General features: G+C 61.8%; 12 protein-coding genes and 1 pseudogene. 7 read left to right on the top strand and 6 right to left on the bottom strand.

Going from position 1 to position 16,233, the window contains the following annotated elements; genetic code table 11:
• Nucleotides 1-337 precede the first annotated feature (337 nt).
• The 5 genes from ACZ5K9_RS16100 to ACZ5K9_RS16120 all read left to right on the top strand — a co-directional run bounded on the left by ACZ5K9_RS16100 (nt 338) and on the right by ACZ5K9_RS16120 (nt 7,264).
• Nucleotides 338-1,639 carry a DUF401 family protein gene (locus ACZ5K9_RS16100; RefSeq protein ID WP_464272331.1) on the top strand — a complete coding sequence of 434 codons (1,302 nt, stop codon included), beginning with the start codon at nt 338-340 and terminating at the stop codon, nt 1,637-1,639.
• Nucleotides 1,640-1,740: 101 nt separating this feature from the next.
• The gene (locus ACZ5K9_RS16105; protein WP_464272332.1) at nt 1,741-2,538 is read left to right on the top strand and encodes a DUF2760 domain-containing protein; all 798 of its coding nucleotides are present in this window, start codon (nt 1,741-1,743) and stop codon (nt 2,536-2,538) included.
• A gap of 13 nt (nt 2,539-2,551) precedes the next feature.
• The gene (locus ACZ5K9_RS16110; protein ID WP_464272333.1) at nt 2,552-4,366 is read left to right on the top strand and encodes an Hsp70 family protein; all 1,815 of its coding nucleotides are present in this window, start codon (nt 2,552-2,554) and stop codon (nt 4,364-4,366) included.
• Nucleotides 4,363-6,801: an Hsp70 family protein gene (locus tag ACZ5K9_RS16115; RefSeq protein WP_464272334.1), complete on the top strand. Its 2,439-nt coding sequence runs from the start codon at nt 4,363-4,365 to the stop codon at nt 6,799-6,801. Before ACZ5K9_RS16110 ends, ACZ5K9_RS16115 begins: the two co-directional genes overlap by 4 nt.
• Nucleotides 6,767-7,264, top strand: a complete 498-nt coding sequence (locus tag ACZ5K9_RS16120; RefSeq protein ID WP_464272335.1) for a hypothetical protein — start codon at nt 6,767-6,769, stop codon at nt 7,262-7,264. The genes ACZ5K9_RS16115 and ACZ5K9_RS16120 overlap by 35 nt, the downstream gene beginning before the upstream one ends.
• A 282-nt stretch (nt 7,265-7,546) precedes the next feature.
• Here ACZ5K9_RS16120 and ACZ5K9_RS16125 read toward each other — a convergent pair whose 3' ends face one another.
• The 3 genes from ACZ5K9_RS16125 to ACZ5K9_RS16135 are packed head-to-tail and all read right to left on the bottom strand — an operon-like array spanning nt 7,547 to nt 10,094.
• Nucleotides 7,547-8,326: an ABC transporter permease gene (locus ACZ5K9_RS16125; protein ID WP_464272336.1), complete on the bottom strand. Its 780-nt coding sequence runs from the start codon at nt 8,324-8,326 to the stop codon at nt 7,547-7,549.
• On the bottom strand, nt 8,323-9,093 hold the full coding sequence (locus ACZ5K9_RS16130; protein ID WP_464272337.1) for an ABC transporter ATP-binding protein: 771 nt from the start codon (nt 9,091-9,093) through the stop codon (nt 8,323-8,325). Before ACZ5K9_RS16130 ends, ACZ5K9_RS16125 begins: the two co-directional genes overlap by 4 nt.
• Nucleotides 9,090-10,094 (bottom strand): ABC transporter substrate-binding protein, encoded by a 1,005-nt coding sequence (locus tag ACZ5K9_RS16135; protein WP_464272338.1) that lies wholly within the window; start codon nt 10,092-10,094, stop codon nt 9,090-9,092. The genes ACZ5K9_RS16130 and ACZ5K9_RS16135 overlap by 4 nt, the downstream gene beginning before the upstream one ends.
• A gap of 466 nt (nt 10,095-10,560) precedes the next feature.
• On the opposite strand from ACZ5K9_RS16135, the gene ACZ5K9_RS16140 reads away from it, so the two are divergent.
• Nucleotides 10,561-11,310: a YkgJ family cysteine cluster protein gene (locus ACZ5K9_RS16140; RefSeq protein WP_464272339.1), complete on the top strand. Its 750-nt coding sequence runs from the start codon at nt 10,561-10,563 to the stop codon at nt 11,308-11,310.
• A 719-nt stretch (nt 11,311-12,029) separates the two neighbouring features.
• On the opposite strand, the pseudogene ACZ5K9_RS16145 reads toward ACZ5K9_RS16140, so the two are convergent.
• Nucleotides 12,030-12,805, bottom strand: a pseudogene (locus ACZ5K9_RS16145) (enoyl-CoA hydratase).
• A gap of 216 nt (nt 12,806-13,021) precedes the next feature.
• Between ACZ5K9_RS16145 and ACZ5K9_RS16150 the strand changes: the two are divergent.
• The gene (locus ACZ5K9_RS16150; protein ID WP_464272340.1) at nt 13,022-14,188 is read left to right on the top strand and encodes a DegT/DnrJ/EryC1/StrS family aminotransferase; all 1,167 of its coding nucleotides are present in this window, start codon (nt 13,022-13,024) and stop codon (nt 14,186-14,188) included.
• Between the two features lie 247 nt (nt 14,189-14,435).
• Here ACZ5K9_RS16150 and purN read toward each other — a convergent pair whose 3' ends face one another.
• Nucleotides 14,436-15,326: a phosphoribosylglycinamide formyltransferase gene (purN, locus tag ACZ5K9_RS16155; protein ID WP_464272341.1), complete on the bottom strand. Its 891-nt coding sequence runs from the start codon at nt 15,324-15,326 to the stop codon at nt 14,436-14,438.
• Nucleotides 15,326-16,150 (bottom strand): phosphoribosylformylglycinamidine synthase subunit PurQ, encoded by an 825-nt coding sequence (locus ACZ5K9_RS16160; RefSeq protein ID WP_464272342.1) that lies wholly within the window; start codon nt 16,148-16,150, stop codon nt 15,326-15,328. Before ACZ5K9_RS16160 ends, purN begins: the two co-directional genes overlap by 1 nt.
• Nucleotides 16,151-16,233: the final 83 nt, after the last annotated feature.

The raw sequence follows: 16,233 nt of genomic DNA on the forward strand, positions 1-16,233 counted from the left end.
TTATGGATTTCAGAGGTGTGGCGCAGCCGCCGACACGTGCCGTTTTCCGAACGGCCGCTTGACGGCGCCGGAAGGCCCGGTGGGATTTTCTTTCAGCGGAATCCGTGCGATCCCGGCCTTTGGGACATTGTTTCACCGTTCATGTCGGGCAGGCCCCTGTGCCTGCCCGGATGAATGCGCATCATCAGATGAAGGTCGCGGTATCCGGGCGACCACGGGGGCGCCCGGACGAGGACGGCAATCCCACAGGGAAAAATTTCGTGCAAAGTCGTCATCTCACGGATTCGCGTTGCATCGAGCACCGCTGAAAGGTCACGCACAAGGAGGTCGTCGAATCATGCCGGATCACATCCCCGCCCTGGTGCGGGTGCTCATCGTCTTTGTGGGAATGCTTTTTGCCATCCGCAAAAGAGTGTCCTTGGGCAACGCTTTCTTTTTCGGTTCCGTGACCTTGGGGTTCTTTTTCGGCATGGGGCCGGGGGATGTGGCGCTCTCCGTGTTCCGCTCCTTTACCCACGCCAAGACTTTATCCTTGGCGGTCATCGTGTCTCTCATCCTGGTGCTCAGCCACAGCCTGGAAGCCGCAGGCCAGATGGAGCGGCTCTTGGCCAATTTTCAAGGGCTGGTCCGGACCCCTCGACTGAATCTTGTCATTTTTCCGTCGCTCATCGGCCTGTTACCCATGCCCGGCGGCGCCATTTTTTCCGCCCCCATGGTGAAAACCCTGGGGCGGGCGTTTCATTTCACCGGAGATCAGTTGAGCTACATCAACTACTGGTTCCGACACATTTGGGAATACTGGTGGCCCCTGTATCCCGGGGTGCTCTTGACGACGACGCTGGCCGGCCTGGACCTGTGGATCTTCGTGGCGGCGCTTTTCCCCATGACCATCGTGGCCGTGACGGCCGGCTATCTTCCTTTGTCCTTTGCGACAAACCCCGAAGAACCCGAGGCGGGGGGCAAGGCGCACATCCAAGGAAGCCGCGCCCCGCTAGGGCCGTTCCTCCGCGAACTCACCCCTATCGCCATGGTCATCCTCGGCGGGCTTGGACTGGGATTCCTGCTTTCCATGACGCTGCCGCGGAAAGTCACCGTTTCCAAGGAACTGGGCCTCATTGTGGCCCTGGCTGTGAGTATTTTCTGGGTGTGGCACACCGGACGTCTTTCTCCTCCACAACGGCTCCGGATCCTCAAAAGCCGTCAGTTGTGGGACATGTTCTACATGGTGGGATCCATCCTCGTCTTCAAGGGCATCCTGGACAGCGCCCACGCCGTGGAAGCCATCAGCGCCGAGCTGCTCGCGTTGAAAATTCCTTTGCTGGCCATCACCGTGATCCTTCCGTTCCTGGTGGGCATGGTCGTGGGGATCACCATCGCTTTCGTGGGCACGACGTTCCCCATCTTGATCTCCTTGATCCAAAGTTTTGGGGAAGCCCATGCCATCCTAGGCTACATGATGCTGGCTCTGGTGAGCGGCTTCGTCGGAGTCCTCGTGTCGCCGCTGCATCTGTGCCTGCTCCTTTCCAACGAATACTTCGGCACGTCCCTGATGAAGGTTTTGCGTCTTGTGGCCCGCCCCTGTGCCGTGCTCGTAGGGTGCAGCACGGCCTATTTTTTCATCCTTCGGCAGTTTTTGTGACCCGCCTCGGCACGGCTTGTGTCGGTTCGGATCTTTCTGTAATGTACAGCGTCCCGCTTTCGGGTCCCATGCCGTGATCACGAACGATGAGGAGGACATCCATGTCGCCGAAATCCAAGCTCACCTTACAGACACTCATCGTCTGTCTGCTTTTTCAAGGAGTGGTGCTCACCGCCTTTTTCTGGATCGCTCGGGATGCGCTGCAGAGTCTCTCGGCCTTCATCCAGCCCTTCTTGGGATCTCAGGCCGGCGCGGCACCCCCTGAACTGACCACGGCCTTGACGCGCATGGACGGCCTCATCCAGCAACTGCGCCACTACACACCGTGGGTCATTTTCGGGTTGGGGGCCATGGGGACGCTGTTTCTCTGGATTGTCGTCCAGGCCGTCGGCCGACGCGCCGTGCACGAAGCCGCCTCAGCGTCCCGGGCGGAAGCCGCACCGGCGAAAGCACCGGTCGCTCGAGACACGCCGCACGATGCGGAAGTCCTGCCGGGAGACATGGATCCCAAAACGGTCGGAGCCGTGCAGATGCTGTCCGTGCTTCAGCGGCAGGGGCGCTTTATCGATTTTCTCGAAGAGGACCTCAGCCGCTATGAAGACGCGCAAATCGGGGCTGCGGTCCGCACCATCCACGAATCCTGCAAGGCGGCTTTGGCCGAATGTGTCCATCTGGAAGCCGTGATGACACAGGAAGAAGGTTCCGTGGTCACGGTCCCCTCCGGCTTTGACCCGGCGGCCATCCGCCTGACGGGGAACGTTTCGGGGGATCCTCCGTTTCGCGGTGTCCTGCGCCATCGGGGCTGGCGCATCCGGTCTGTGCACCTGCCCAAGTTGACGGCGCAGATTGGCAAGGAAAGGATCGTGGCTCCCGCGGAAGTGGAAATCGTGGAAGAATAAAAGGAGGCCGGTTTTGTCGGATTCACCGTACGTCATCGGTGTCGATCTCGGCACCACCCATTCGGTCATGGCGTGGGCCGGGGGGGACGCCACCCCGGAAGGAACACCTTCGATTCAGATCGCTCCGGTGCCCCAGGTGGTAGCCCCGGGCGAAGTCAAACCCCGGCCGTTGCTCCCGTCTTTTTTGTTTCTGCCGGGGCCCCACGATGTCCCGCCGGGAAGCCTGGCCCTGCCCTGGTCGGAAGATCCCGGGTGGGTCGTGGGACAGTTCGCTCGGGAACGGGGCGCGGAAATCCCCAATCGATTGGTGGCATCGGCGAAATCTTGGCTGTGTCACCCTGGGGTGGACCGCACGGCACCGATTCTTCCCTGGGACAGCCCTGCGGACGTGCGGAAAGTCTCCCCTGTGGAAGCTTCCACCCTGTACCTTCGGCATCTCAAAGACGCCTGGAATCACACCATCGGCCGAAACGACCCAAACGGCGCCATGGAGCGTCAGGACGTCTATCTGACAGTACCCGCCTCTTTCGATGCGGTCGCCCGGGAGCTCACGGTGCAGGCCGCGCGGGCCGCCGGATTAGAACACCTGACCCTCCTCGAAGAACCCCAGGCGGCCGTCTATGCCTGGCTGGCCGCCCACGAAGACACCTGGCGGGATATCCTCCACGTGGGGGACGTCGTGCTTGTGTGTGACGTGGGAGGCGGCACCACGGATTTCAGCCTCATCGAAGTCATCGAAGAAAACGGAGCGCTGGGGCTTCGGCGGATCGCCGTAGGCCATCATTTGCTCCTGGGCGGGGACAACATGGACTTGGCCTTGGCCCATGCCGTGCGGGGCAAGTTGGCCGCTGCGGGAACCCGTTTGGACGCCTGGCAGTTTCGAGGCTTGTGGCATCAATGTCGTCAGGCCAAGGAGAAACTGTTGAGCACACCGGCGCTGGAGAGCGTCCCGTTGAGTGTGCTCGGCCGCGGCACGTCCCTCATTGCCGGAACGGTGCGTACGGAATTGACGCGCCGGGATCTGGAGCACACCCTCCTCGACGGCTTTTTCCCCGAATGCCCTCTGGATACCGAACCGGTTCAGACGGTGAAGGTGGGCGTGCGGGAGATGGGGCTGCCGTACGAAACGGACCCGGCCGTCACACGGCATCTGGCGGCCTTTTTAAACCGGCATCTCCGCGGACACGGCCCTGCGGCACCTACCCATGTGCTTTTCAACGGCGGGGTCATGAAACCCCGAACCGTGCGAGACCGCCTGCTCCACGTGCTGGCGCGGTGGTACCCGCAGGCACCACCTCAGGAACTGCCCGCGGAAGATCTCGATCTCGCCGTGGCCAAAGGAGCGGCGGCCTACGGGCGCGTGCGCCGCGGCCATGGCTTGCGCATTCGTGCAGGCGCTTCTCGAAGTTATTACATCGGCATTGAATCGGCCATGCCGGCGGTTCCCGGGATCCCGACGCCGGTCAAGGCCTTGTGTGTCATCCCTTTCGGGTTGGAAGAAGGCAGCACCTTGACACTGGAACAACGGGAATTCGGACTGGTGGTGGGGGAATCCGCCGTGTTTCCTTTGTTGGCTTCCACGACCCGAAAGGAAGACCCCCCTGGCGAAGTGGTGGAAGACTGGGCGGGTGAAATCACCGAAGTCGTCGCCATGGAAACCGTCCTCAGCCCGACGGAAACGGAAACCGGCGGCACTGTGGTACCCGTTCGGCTGGAAGCCGCCTTTACGGAAACCGGGGTATTGGAACTGTGGTGCGTCCACCGCGATGATCCCAACCGCCGGTGGAAGCTCGTGTTCAATCTGCGGGAGTCCGACAAATCTCTATGATGTCCGCACATCTCCCGTCCCGCTATGTGGTGGGAATTGACCTGGGAACCACCAACTCGGCCATGGCCTATCTGGACCGCGAGTCGGCCGCCGAAGGTCGGCGGTCCGCCGCCGTCAAGATTTTCGACGTCCCTCAACTCGTCGCGGCCGGGGAAACGGCCCGTCGTCCGTTGTTACCTTCGTTCCTCTATCTGCCTGGACCCTACGATCTGCCGGGAGGAGCCACGGCGCTGCCGTGGGATCCGTCCCGGGCCTACGCCGTGGGAGAATTCGCACGGGAACAAGGCGCCTTGGTCCCCGGACGGCTGGTGTCTTCCGCGAAATCGTGGCTGTGCCATGCCGCCGTGGACCGGAAAGCCCCGATCCTGCCCTGGGGGGCACCGCAGGATGTGCCCCGGGTGTCCCCTGTGGACGCCTCCGCGCGCTACCTCCAGCACCTCCGTGAAGCGTGGAACCATGTGATGACTCGGGGGCCGGACGACGAAGAAAACCTCTTGGAAGAGCAGTTGGTCATCCTGACGGTGCCGGCTTCTTTCGACGAGGTGGCCCGGGAACTCACCGTGGAAGCGGCCGCCCACGCCGGGTTGAAGAAAGTGGTCCTTCTCGAAGAACCCTTGGCCGCCTTCTACGCTTGGCTGGCCGCCCATGAAGACACCTGGGAACACCGCGTGCGGCCCGGTCAGTTGGTGTTGGTCTGTGACGTCGGCGGTGGTACCACAGACTTTACGGCCATCGCCGTCCGATCCGGACGCACCGGATTGCGTTTCGACCGGCTCGCCGTGGGCGACCACCTCATGCTCGGCGGCGACAACATGGACCTGACCCTCGCCCGCCGCATGGAAGTGAGCCTGCTTGGGAGCCCGGGCAAACTGGACGCCCAGCGCTGGCACCAACTCTGCCACGGGTGCCGCCGGGCCAAAGAAGAACTTCTGTCGGAAACTCGGCCCAGAGACCGCTTCGATGTGACCCTCATGGGCACCGGCGGAAAGCTCATCGCCGGCACCTTGAAAGGCACCTTCACGCGGGAAGAAGTCTTCCAGTGGATTCTCGAAGGCTTTTTCCCGCACGTACCCTATGAGGACAATCCCCAGGAAGGGCGTCGGTCGGGTATCACCGAATTCGGCCTGCCGTATGTTCAAGATCCGGCCGTGACTCGGCATCTCGCGGCTTTCTGGCGACAGCACGAGGCGTTGCTGCGGGAACAAACGGGGCGGGAACATCCCTACCCGGACTTCATCCTCTTTAACGGCGGGGCCCTCAGCCCGGCGGAAATCCGACGACGTCTCCGCGAAGTCCTCGGTCGGTGGTTTCAGGACCGGGCCGGTTCCGGCTGGATCCCGGAAGAATTGGAAAATCCCCGACCCGATCTGGCCGTAGCCGTCGGGGCGGCCTACTACGGGCTGGTCCGTTCAGGGGGAGCCGGCGTGCGTGTTGGGGCCGGCACACCCCGGGCCTATTACCTCCATGTGGCGGCGGAACCGTCCGAGCGCCCATCGGAGGAAGATATTCGGGCGGTGTGCCTCATCCCCCGCGGGACGGAAGAAGGCTTTGAAAGCGTGCTTTCAGCCCCCACCTTCGCCGTGCTCACCAACCAGCCCGCTGAATTTCACATTTCCAGTTCCCACACGCGGCTCGGGGACGCCCAAGGCGACCTGGTGACCCTCAGGCCGGACGAAGTCACGGACCTGCCCCCCATCCGCACGGCCTTGCGCTTCGGCAAACGCGCAACGGCCCAAAAACTTCCCGTGCAGATCGCCATGAAACTCACCGAAGTGGGCACGTTGGAACTGTGGTGCCAGTCCCTGACCACGCCGCACCGATGGCGGTTGCGTTTCGACGTGCGCCGACAGGCCCAGGAGGGGCCCGTGCCGGCCGAGGTGTCGGCGGAAACGGTCGAGGAGGCCATCGTCCAGAAAGCCAAGGACCGGTGCGCCGCCACCTTTGGCAAGACAGAACCCCTTGGGAACCTCCAGACCTCGCCGGAAAAGCTCATGAAGGATCTGGCGGACATCCTGGAAATGCCTCGGCACAAATGGCCCACCAGCCTCATCCGGACCCTGGCCGATGTCCTTCTGGAACACCGGGACGGTCGAAGCCGAAGCGCGCATCACGAAGCCCGCTGGCTGAATCTTTTGGGGTATTGCCTGCGGCCCGGCTATGGTGATCCCGTGGACGAATGGCGCATTCAGGAAATCTGGAAGATCTTTCCCCAAGGACTTTTCTTCCCGCGCCAGGTGCAATGCCGCGTGGAATGGTGGGTCTTTTGGCGGCGCGTCGCCGGAGGCCTTTCCGCCGGCCGCCAATGGCACATCGCCCAGCAGATCCTGCCAGGCCCTCCTTGCCGACGATGCCAAGAAAAAAACCAAAAAAAAACCTGCCGTCCGCCTTCTCCCTCAGGAAATGACGGAAGTGTGGATGGCCTTGGCCAACTTTGAAAGGCTGCCCGCAGAAATCAAGGAATCCTTGGGGCGCGTCGTGCTGGAACGGGTGCTCGTCCGAAAACCGAAGCCGCAGGATCTCTGGGTCTTGACGCGGCTTGGAGCCCGCAGGCCGTTTTACGGGCCTGCCGATCGGGTGGTGCCCCCGGAGACGGTCACGGAGTGGGTGTCTAGGATCCTGGACGTCCATGGAGAACCTACGGAACCCGTCGCACAAACGGTGGTGCATTTGGCGAGAAAAACCGGAGACCGCGCCAGGGACGTTCCTGAAGATCTGTTCCAGAGGATCGACCGGTGGTTGGCTGGTTTGGGACCGGGAGCGGAGGCGTCCCGGGAACGCCTGCACCGGCCTGAAAGTGCGCTGCGTCCCGACGAGGAAAGCTGGCTGTTCGGCGAAAGTCTCCCGCTGGGCTTGAGCCTCCTTCCCGGGGATTCCCCCTCGCCGTCCGGCTCATCGTGACCGGCGCCGGCACTTCGCTAGAGTGACAACACCACCCGTCGCCCCGGTCCTCTCGGGCGCTTCGGCGGAATGAGAGTCCTCGGCGTTCCGCAGCCCTTGGGCAAAGGCCCCCGGGTTCCGTTGTTCCGGCCGATGAGGGCATCGCGGGGGCCAGCGGGCCGCAGGAATGAAAAAAACCGGGTATCGCCGGTTCGGCCGCAGGATCCCCGAAGGTTGTCAATCCCCACGCCGATGCGGCCCGGACGCGCAGGCGCCCGTCTCTCCAACGTGATCCTCCCCCGGTCAGACGCGGGTTCGAGCGGCCTGCCAGCGACACAGCCCCCTTTCCAGAGCCCCGATAATTTCAAAGAGCGCCGCCCCGAGCACGCTCATGCCCAAAATGCCCACAAACATGCCTCCGTAGTCCAGCCGGCCCCACGCATCCATAATGAGGTAGCCCAAGCCGCGGGAGGTGGCGAAGGATTCCGCGAAAAAAAGTACCGCGATGCCCGTCCCGGTCCCCAAGCGCAGGGCCGTGAACCCATGGGGCAAAGCGGCCGGCAGAAAGACATGACGAAACAAAGGCCATGGACCGGCTCCAAGGGTCCTCACAGAATCCACGTATTTGGGGTTGAGGCCGGCGACGCCGTCACGCACGGCCACCAGCACCTGATAGCCCACGATCAAGGCAATGAGGAAAATCTTGGAAAAATCCCCAAGCCCGAAAAGAAGCAGCACCACCGGAAGGAGAACGATTTTGGGGACGGGGTACGTGAGAAAGACGAGCGGAGCCAGCCAGGCATCCAGTCGTTTGGAACTTCCCATGAGTATGCCTAAGGGAAACGCGACAAGCCAGGCCAGCGCCATGGCCGACACCACTCGAAGGGCGCTGGCCTGAAAATGGTCCCAAAAGGCTCTGGTGGCCAAAGCTTCCAGAAAGGCCGTCCCGGCTTTTCCCGGCCCAGGAAGAAGATCGCCGCCCCGGAAATTTTCGGCCAAGGCCCACCAGCCCAAGGCCAAAACAAGCACCGCCGCGCCGAACCGAAACAGCCGAGGCAGAAAAGGAATCCCGGGGGATTTCATGAAGCGCCGTCTCCTTGGACCGCTTGATCCAAAGCGGCGCGCACGTGCTGCACCATGCCGTAAAAGGCGGGATCCCTTCGCCCGTTCGGGTTTCCAAAATGGGGGTTGTCCAGGACGCTGACGAACCGGGCTGGATGCCCGGCCATGAGGCAAATCTTGCGCCCCAGGAAAACCGCTTCATCCACGCTGTGGGTCACCAACACATAGGGCACGCGCACCCGCAGCCACATGTCCAAAACCGTGTGTTGCAGCCGTTCTCGAGTGATGGCATCCAAAGACGAAAACGGTTCGTCCAACAGCAAGACGCCGGGTTCTGCAGCAAGCGCTCGGGCCAAGGCCACACGTTGTTGTTCTCCGCCGCTGAGTTGCGCCGGAAAGCATCGTTCCCGGCCTTCCAGCCCCAAGCTGCGCAGCCAGGCCGACGCGCGCCGGCGCCGTTCGGTTCTGGACACCCCCTGAATGGTCAATCCCAAAACCACGTTGTCCCAGACCGTTTTCCACGGCAGCAGGCCGTAATCCTGAAGTACCACGGCGATATCCCGCCTTGGACGGTCCACGGGATGTCCCAAGTACGTCACGGTTCCGGCATCGGGAGCGGTCAAGCCGCACAGAAGGTACAACAGCGTGCTCTTGCCGCACCCTGACGGCCCGACCACGGCGCACGTGTCATGCCGCTCCAGACACAGGGATACCCCGGATAACACAACCCCTCGATGAGGGTAACTCTTCACCAGGTTGTGCGCTTCCAGAACCGCGCCGTCCCTCACGGCCTGGCACTCCACATGAGATCCGTGGCGCTCAGAGCGTCCGTCACAAGTCCTCGAGCGCGCATCCAGGTCAAAAGCCGTTCCACTTCCGCCTGGGGCGGCAAACCGGCGTCCGGAAACGCCGGGATGCGGAACGTGGCGGCAAGCTGGTCCGGGATGCGGCAGGACGTCACCATGAGCGACCGATACTTTTCCGGATCCCTGGATAAGGCCGTCAGGGCTTCTCTGTAAGCTGCCAGAAACCTTTCGCCGGTCCGGGCATCGTCGGTGAGAAGCCGCTGGAGCAGGCCGACGACGGTCAAGGGCACCTGGAGGCTTTCATCGGTGGCATAGACGCGTGCCCCTTGGGATTCCGCTAGGGTCACCAAAGGTTCCGGAAGAATAGCCAAATCCAGCCGACCTCCAAGGAGCATCTGCATGCGCACGGGTATCTTTTTCACTTCCAGACGTTCCAAACGGCCGCGCGGGATAAGACCCCGTTCCTCCATGAGGTCCAGAAGGTATTCCATGATGGTGGCATTGGAAAGCCCGACGGTCCCCGAGGCGATGGCATCCACGGACGCGGCGTCTATCCCCGGTCGTCCCACCAAGGCAAACTGCCTCTGGCCCGGTCGGCCGGCATAGGCCACGGTGACCATGCGCATGGGAACCCCACTGCGCACCATAAGGACCGTGTTCACCATGTCGCCGAAATAGCCTTCAAGCTGCCCGGCTTGCATGGCCGCGTCCCTTTCCAAGGCGCTGTCAAAGGAGACCAGTTCGACATTTAAACCCTGCTTGGCGAAATGACCGTGAGTGGCGGCGATCTGGAGCGGAAGCGTATCCAAGACGGGAAGAATGCCCAGTCGTATAGGTGGATCCGCCGTGTGGGCCGGGTAAACCCCCATGACGAAAATCAGTGCCCCAGCCACAATCCCGAGAAGAAAACCACGGAATAACAGGTGGAAACCTTTATTTGGAGCGTGTTTCAACGGTCTTTTGGTGCAGCACCGAGGTGTCATGAACGTGGGCCTCCTCCGACGCCGATTTCGTTTTCCCGTGCGCAGCAAAGCTGCCATAGGTGCACATCCGCGTCAACGACCAAGGTTTATCGAGGGCGCCGCGTGAAGTAAATCCGTCGACCGTCTCCAACAGTCGTTCTCAGGCCGTGGCATCCGCGGGCCGGCCGTGCACTCCACGGAACATGGCGGCTCAGGCGCCCACGAGGAGCCTGCCGCACGGCGTCGGCGGGGTGGATTCACGGGACGCGGGCCCTCCGAAAACGGCCCGCTCGGCGCAGGGTTGCGCCCGAAGTGCCCATGGGCCGTGGACGGCCGATTTTCGTGTTTCCTTGGCTATCCCCGGCGGGCCATACTTTTCTCCACGCGCAGATGTCACGGGTTTCGGACGTGGTGACGGCGGGCGATTCGTGGTACACATCCAAGGTTCGTCCATGCCGGACAGGTCTTGCGGGTCCTGGAGATTTTTATGAGCCTTTCTTTTCGAAGCCTTTTTCTGAACTTTGTGGCCGTTCGCCGCAAGACGCTTGCCGTTTTCCAGCAGGATGGCGGCGGCCGCCCCCGGCTCCCTCGAGAAAAAGACCTTACGGCAGAGGGTGCCCGGGCATGCTGTCCGGATGCCCTCATGGAGGCTGTCCAACGCCTGCTTCAGTGGCCCGGCGCTTCGAAGCACGCGACGATCCTCACTCAGGCGCTTCTGGACCCGTACTTTCCCGCCGAAATGATCCGAAAGACCCTCTTTGCCCACGTGACCGGCATGCGCTTTTATATCGACAAAGAGCGTCCTGAAATGCAGCCGGTGTTGCTGAGAGACTTGACCCAGTTCGCAAAAGCTTTTCTGCACATTCGAGAAGACTTGGCCAACCTGGCGTCGCTTCGCCCCTCGGCCCCTCCCCTGGACGGCCGACGTCTGGTTCCACCTTCGGGACAGTGGTGCCGCATGTGCGGCACATGTTGCGCAATCGGCGGTGTGCCGGCGGTGCCTCCTCAAGGTGTGGTGTACCCGTCTCATTGGCGCGGTTTTCTGGAAGGCACACAACTGGACAATCAGCAGCTCTGCCCTTTTCTCTTTCAGTCTCCAGGGTCCATGCACCACTTCTGCTCCATTCATCCCATCAAGCCCGTCCCCTGCCGGGCCTTTGACGCTGAAGATTGCCGCGCCCGACGCCAAGACGTTCCTCTGCATCAGGGGACTTTCGAGCCTGAGCCTTGGGTGTGACCGCCGTCACAGACGCCGAGCCAACAGCCCACAAACGCCGGGGGATCTTCGCCGTGAACGACGGCCTCGGGGGAGCCCAGGTTCAGTTGAGGCCCTGAATAAGGCAAAGCAACGCCGATCGTTCGAAATCCATCTCAAGATTCCCGCCTAGGTTCTTTTCCGGCGAAGGGGGCAGGATCCGGTCGTTGAAGAAGAAAAACGGGCAACCGACGATTCCCCACCCTCAAAACATTTGTGTAGATCTTGGGAGAAATCGGACCCCTTTTTCAGCACCGACGTTTTCTTTCCAACTCCTCAAAACAGCGGGTTACAATTATGCGGGCATTCTCATCACCGACCCTGCCGCTGTATCCCGGATCTGCCCATTGTGCTCACTACCGGATATGGGGAAGAGGCGCTGGAAGAGACGGGCCTCAACCAAGGGTTTTCCGGCCTCTTGTAGAAACCCTATGGGGCCATGGAGCTTTCCGCGGTCGTGCGGCAAGCGCTGGAGAGGAAAAATCCCGGGGGCACACCCGTCCGCACGGAAAAACTTACCGTCTAAAAATGGTGCGGACATTCCGGAGGGACCGGATTCGGCCTGTCCCCCCGGAGGTTCAAAAACGTTTCCTTTCCGATCACTGTCCGGCAAGGCGACTTTCGATAATCTACATCATCCTTTCGCAGATTTTCCATGCACGACGGCACAAAGACATGCCGGAACCCTCCACGGTGCGGTGTTATTTGTGCCGCCAGACCGGCCGACGCTTTTCCACAAAAGCCCTCATGCCTTCCTGGGCGTCATCGGCAAGGCAATTGACGGCAATGGCTTCCTTGGCAAAGCTGTACGCCGCCCCCTCATCCAGGTCCACCTGACGGTAGAAAGCGTCTTTGCCGAAAGCGAGTGTGTACCGGCTATATTGGGCGATCTCTTCAGCCAACTGCCGGGTCGCGTCCGCCAACTGATCTTTGGGAACGACGCGGTTGACGAGGCCCCAGTCCAGAGCCTCCTGGGCAGAAACAACCGGCCGGTCATGAGCATCTCCAAAGCCCGGCGACGACCGATGAGGCGCACCAGCGGGACCATGGGGGTGGAGCAAAAGAGGCCGATTTTCACACCCGGCGTGGCAAATTGTGCCCCGGTTTCCGCAACGGCCAAATCGCATGCGGCCACAAGCTGGCACCCGGCGGCCGTGGCAATCCCATGGACCTGGGCGATGACAGGCTGAGGCAAGGCATGAAGTTGAAGCATCATCTGGGAACATGTGGAAAACAGTTCCCGATAGAGATGGATGTCCGCGCCTTCGGCGACCATGTCCTTGAGGTTGTGGCCGGCGCAGAACGCCGGTCCCTCTCCCCGCAAAATGACCACGCGCAGATCCGGATCCCGGGCAATGTCCTCCAAATGACTCATGAGGCTGTGGATGACTTCCAGGGACAAGGCGTTTCGGGTTTCCGGGCTGTTGAGCACCAAGTGGGCAATGGGACCGATTTTTTCCACAAACACAGCAGGCATAGTCCACTCCTCCTTTTTCTACTCTCGGCGTTTCCGTCCCCGTTTCAGAGAAAGCGTTGACATGGAACCGGCCTTCGCTCATAAGTGCACGATGACGCTTCCGGCCGGAAAACAGCCCTTTGACCGTTCATGGCCACAGGGAAAAGGCTCGGGATTGGCGCTGAAAGCTCACCGGTGTCCGCACCCGGTTGAACCCCCTGGAGACGAGCGGAGCCCATGGATTTTATCGACCTCAAAAGCCAACAAAAGCAGATTCGGGAACTTCTGGAAGATCGCCTCCGTCGGGTTCTCGACCACGGGCGGTATATTCTCGGCCCCGAGGTGCAGGAACTTGAACAGGTGCTCGCCCGACACGTGGGCACCCGTCACGCCGTCGGCTGCGCTTCGGGAACGGACGCCCTCCTGATGCTTCTCATGGCCCTCGATGTGGGCCCGGGCCACGCCGTTTTCACCACGCCGTTCACTTTTATCGCCACGGCCGAAGTCATCGCGTTTCTCGGGGCTGTCCCCGTATTCGTCGATGTGGACCCGGAAACGTTCAACATGGACCCCGATAAGCTTCGGTTGGCCGTAGAAGCCCTGAAGAGACATGACCGTTCCCTGTATCCCTTGCCGGAAGCCGCGCTGGGAACCACGGCGCGAGGGATCATCGCCGTCGATCTGTTTGGGGTGCCCGCCGACTACCCGGAACTGGAAAACTTTGCCGAGGAGGAAGGGCTTTTCATCCTGGAAGACGCCGCCCAGTCCTTCGGCGCGACACTCCATGGGATTCCCGCGTGCCGATTCGGACATGGGGCGGCCACATCCTTTTTCCCGGCCAAACCTTTGGGAGGGTACGGAGACGGCGGCATGTGCTTCACCGATGACGACGCATTGGCCGACCGGCTTCGATCCATCCGCGTGCATGGGCAAGGAAGCCATCGTTACGAGCACGTGCGCCTCGGGCTGAACGGCCGTCTGGACACGTTACAAGCTGCCGTCCTGTTGGCCAAGTGGACGATCTTCCATGAAGAATGCCGGCTGCGCCGAGAAGTTGCCGCACGTTATGCGGCCCTCTTGGAAAAGGTCCGTCCCGACCTGACCGTCCAGAAAATCCCTGAAGGGGTGGAGTCCGCATGGGCTCAGTTTTCCATAGTGGCGCCCACATCCCAAGAGCGCAACGCCATCCTCGAACGGCTCCACAAGGCAGGGATTCCCACCGCCGTCTATTATCCCATCCCGCTTCATCGGCAACCGGTCTTCGCCCATCTCGGGTATCGGTCCGGGGACTTGCCCGTGAGTGAGGACTTGGCCCGGCGCATTTTCAGCCTGCCCATGCACCCCTACCTGGAGCCGGACGTCCAAGCCCGCATCGTCGAACATCTCCGAACGATGGAAAGCTGACCCTCTCCGGCCGCGGGAACTCCATCGTTGTGGACCTCCCGCACCTTTGCGGGTGAGTGAAGGCAGGCCGAACCCCACGCCGGAAAGCCCTTGTCCTCTCAGCGTATCCGCTGGGGGAAAGGGACTGACAAAAAAGCCGGCGGGATGCTCATGCAGCGGCTTTTCATCAAGGAGCACGTCCGGGGCGTCTTTTCTTTACCCGTGGGACTCCAGGCACCGCGACCCGTCAACTTCTGGACCTACATGCCTACGTCCGCCGGTAATGCACGTCGGGCTTGGATCGAAAAGCCGCCTCTATCCACGATCCCACCACTTCGCGGTAGGCCGGGTCATCAATACGGACGCGCGGCCGATCCCCCGGTCGAGAAACAAGGCGGACCTGATCCGCAGCAATCCAATTGACCACCTGGGCGTACATGAGATGTTCCAAATAAAGGCCGCGCTGCTGCACGTCCTCAAACGCATCCTCATCCCAGATGGGATAGACGGCCTGGGCGATCACCGGACCGGTATCTTCGCCTTCATCGACGAAATGAATGGTAATGCCGCCCCACTTGCACCCATAGCGGTAGGTATCGCGGTAGCCGTGTTGGCCGGGAAAAGCCGGCAGGAGCGCCGGATGGATATTCACGACCCCCGGACGGTCGTCCCGGTGAAAACGACTTAAGAAAAACGGGGTCAGTAATCGCATGAAGCCCGCAAGACATACCAGTTCCGCGCCGTGGGATTCCACATGGGCAAGGATTTCTTTTTCCGCCGCAATGAGCCGCATGAGGCGGTCTCGGCGGGCGTCCGGCTCCAAATCCCGAAGTATCCGCTGACGGGCATCCACCGCGGCAACCATGGACTCGTCCACATCGTGGGCCGCGTGGCCTTTTAGATACTTTTCATAGGAGACCACAAACGTCGGTATTCCCGCCTTCCGGGCCCGAACCAACCCCTGAGCGGATTCCCGATCGCTACCCACGCAGACGATATCGGCGTTCAGGCGCCCCGCTCTGGCCCGGTCGATCAAAGCTTGGAGGTTTGTTCCGCCGCCGGAAATGAGAACGGCGACGCGCAGCCGCCCCGAGGACCGGGAGGACGGCGTTCGGGTCGTGGCGCTGTTTCCATCGAGATCCCGGGAGCCTGAGCTCATCACGGCGCTCCATGGTTTTGGATGTAAGCCACGGCGTTGCGAAAGAGGCGCACGCCGGCGCCTTCTTCCGGCAGAGGCACACCGGCGCGGCGGCGGCGTTCTTTTTCCAAGGTCCAATCCGGATGATTCGTCCAGTGATGAAACGCTTCGGGATGGGGCATCAGCCCGAAGATGCGCCCGGTCGCGTCACAGATGCCGGCAATGTCGTTTAAGGATCCGTTGGGGTTTTCAGGAAAGGCCCCGGCTGCAGGCCGGCCGTCAGGAAACGCGTAGCGCAGGACCACCTGGTGGTTCTCTTCGAGCCGCCGGAGGATCTCCGGTTCGGCGAAGAATTTCCCTTCCCCATGGCGGATGGGAAGGTCCATGGAGGTCAACCCGCGCGTGAAAACGCACGGTGAGGACGGTTCGAAAACGCAGTGCACCCACTGATCCCGAAACCGGCCGCAGTCGTTGTCGATGAGGGCCACGTGCCGGAACAACCGTCCGGGTTCGAACCCAGGGAGCAGCCCTGTGTTCACGAGCACCTGAAAACCGTTGCAGATGCCCAACACCAATCCACCGTTTTCTACAAAGGCGAGCAGCGCCTCACGCAGCCGGTGTTTGAGGCGCATGGCGAGGATGACGCCGGCCCCGTGGTCGTCCGCCCAGGAGAACCCCCCGCCGATGACAAAGATCTGGTAATCGCTCAGGCGTGTGGTTCCCGAGACAATGTGGTTCAGATGCACCCGTTCGGCTGCGGCCCCCGCCAGGGTCAAGATATGCGCCGTTTCCCAGTCGCAGTTGAGCCCGAAGCCGGTGAGTACCAACGCCCGCACTTCCGTCATGAACGCCTCCACACCAAAACACCCGGAACACCGGGGTCGCGCGGCCCCCGGGTCGACTTCATGTCATCCCGCCATTTGGAACC

The organism is Desulfosoma profundi (assembly GCF_055387865.1).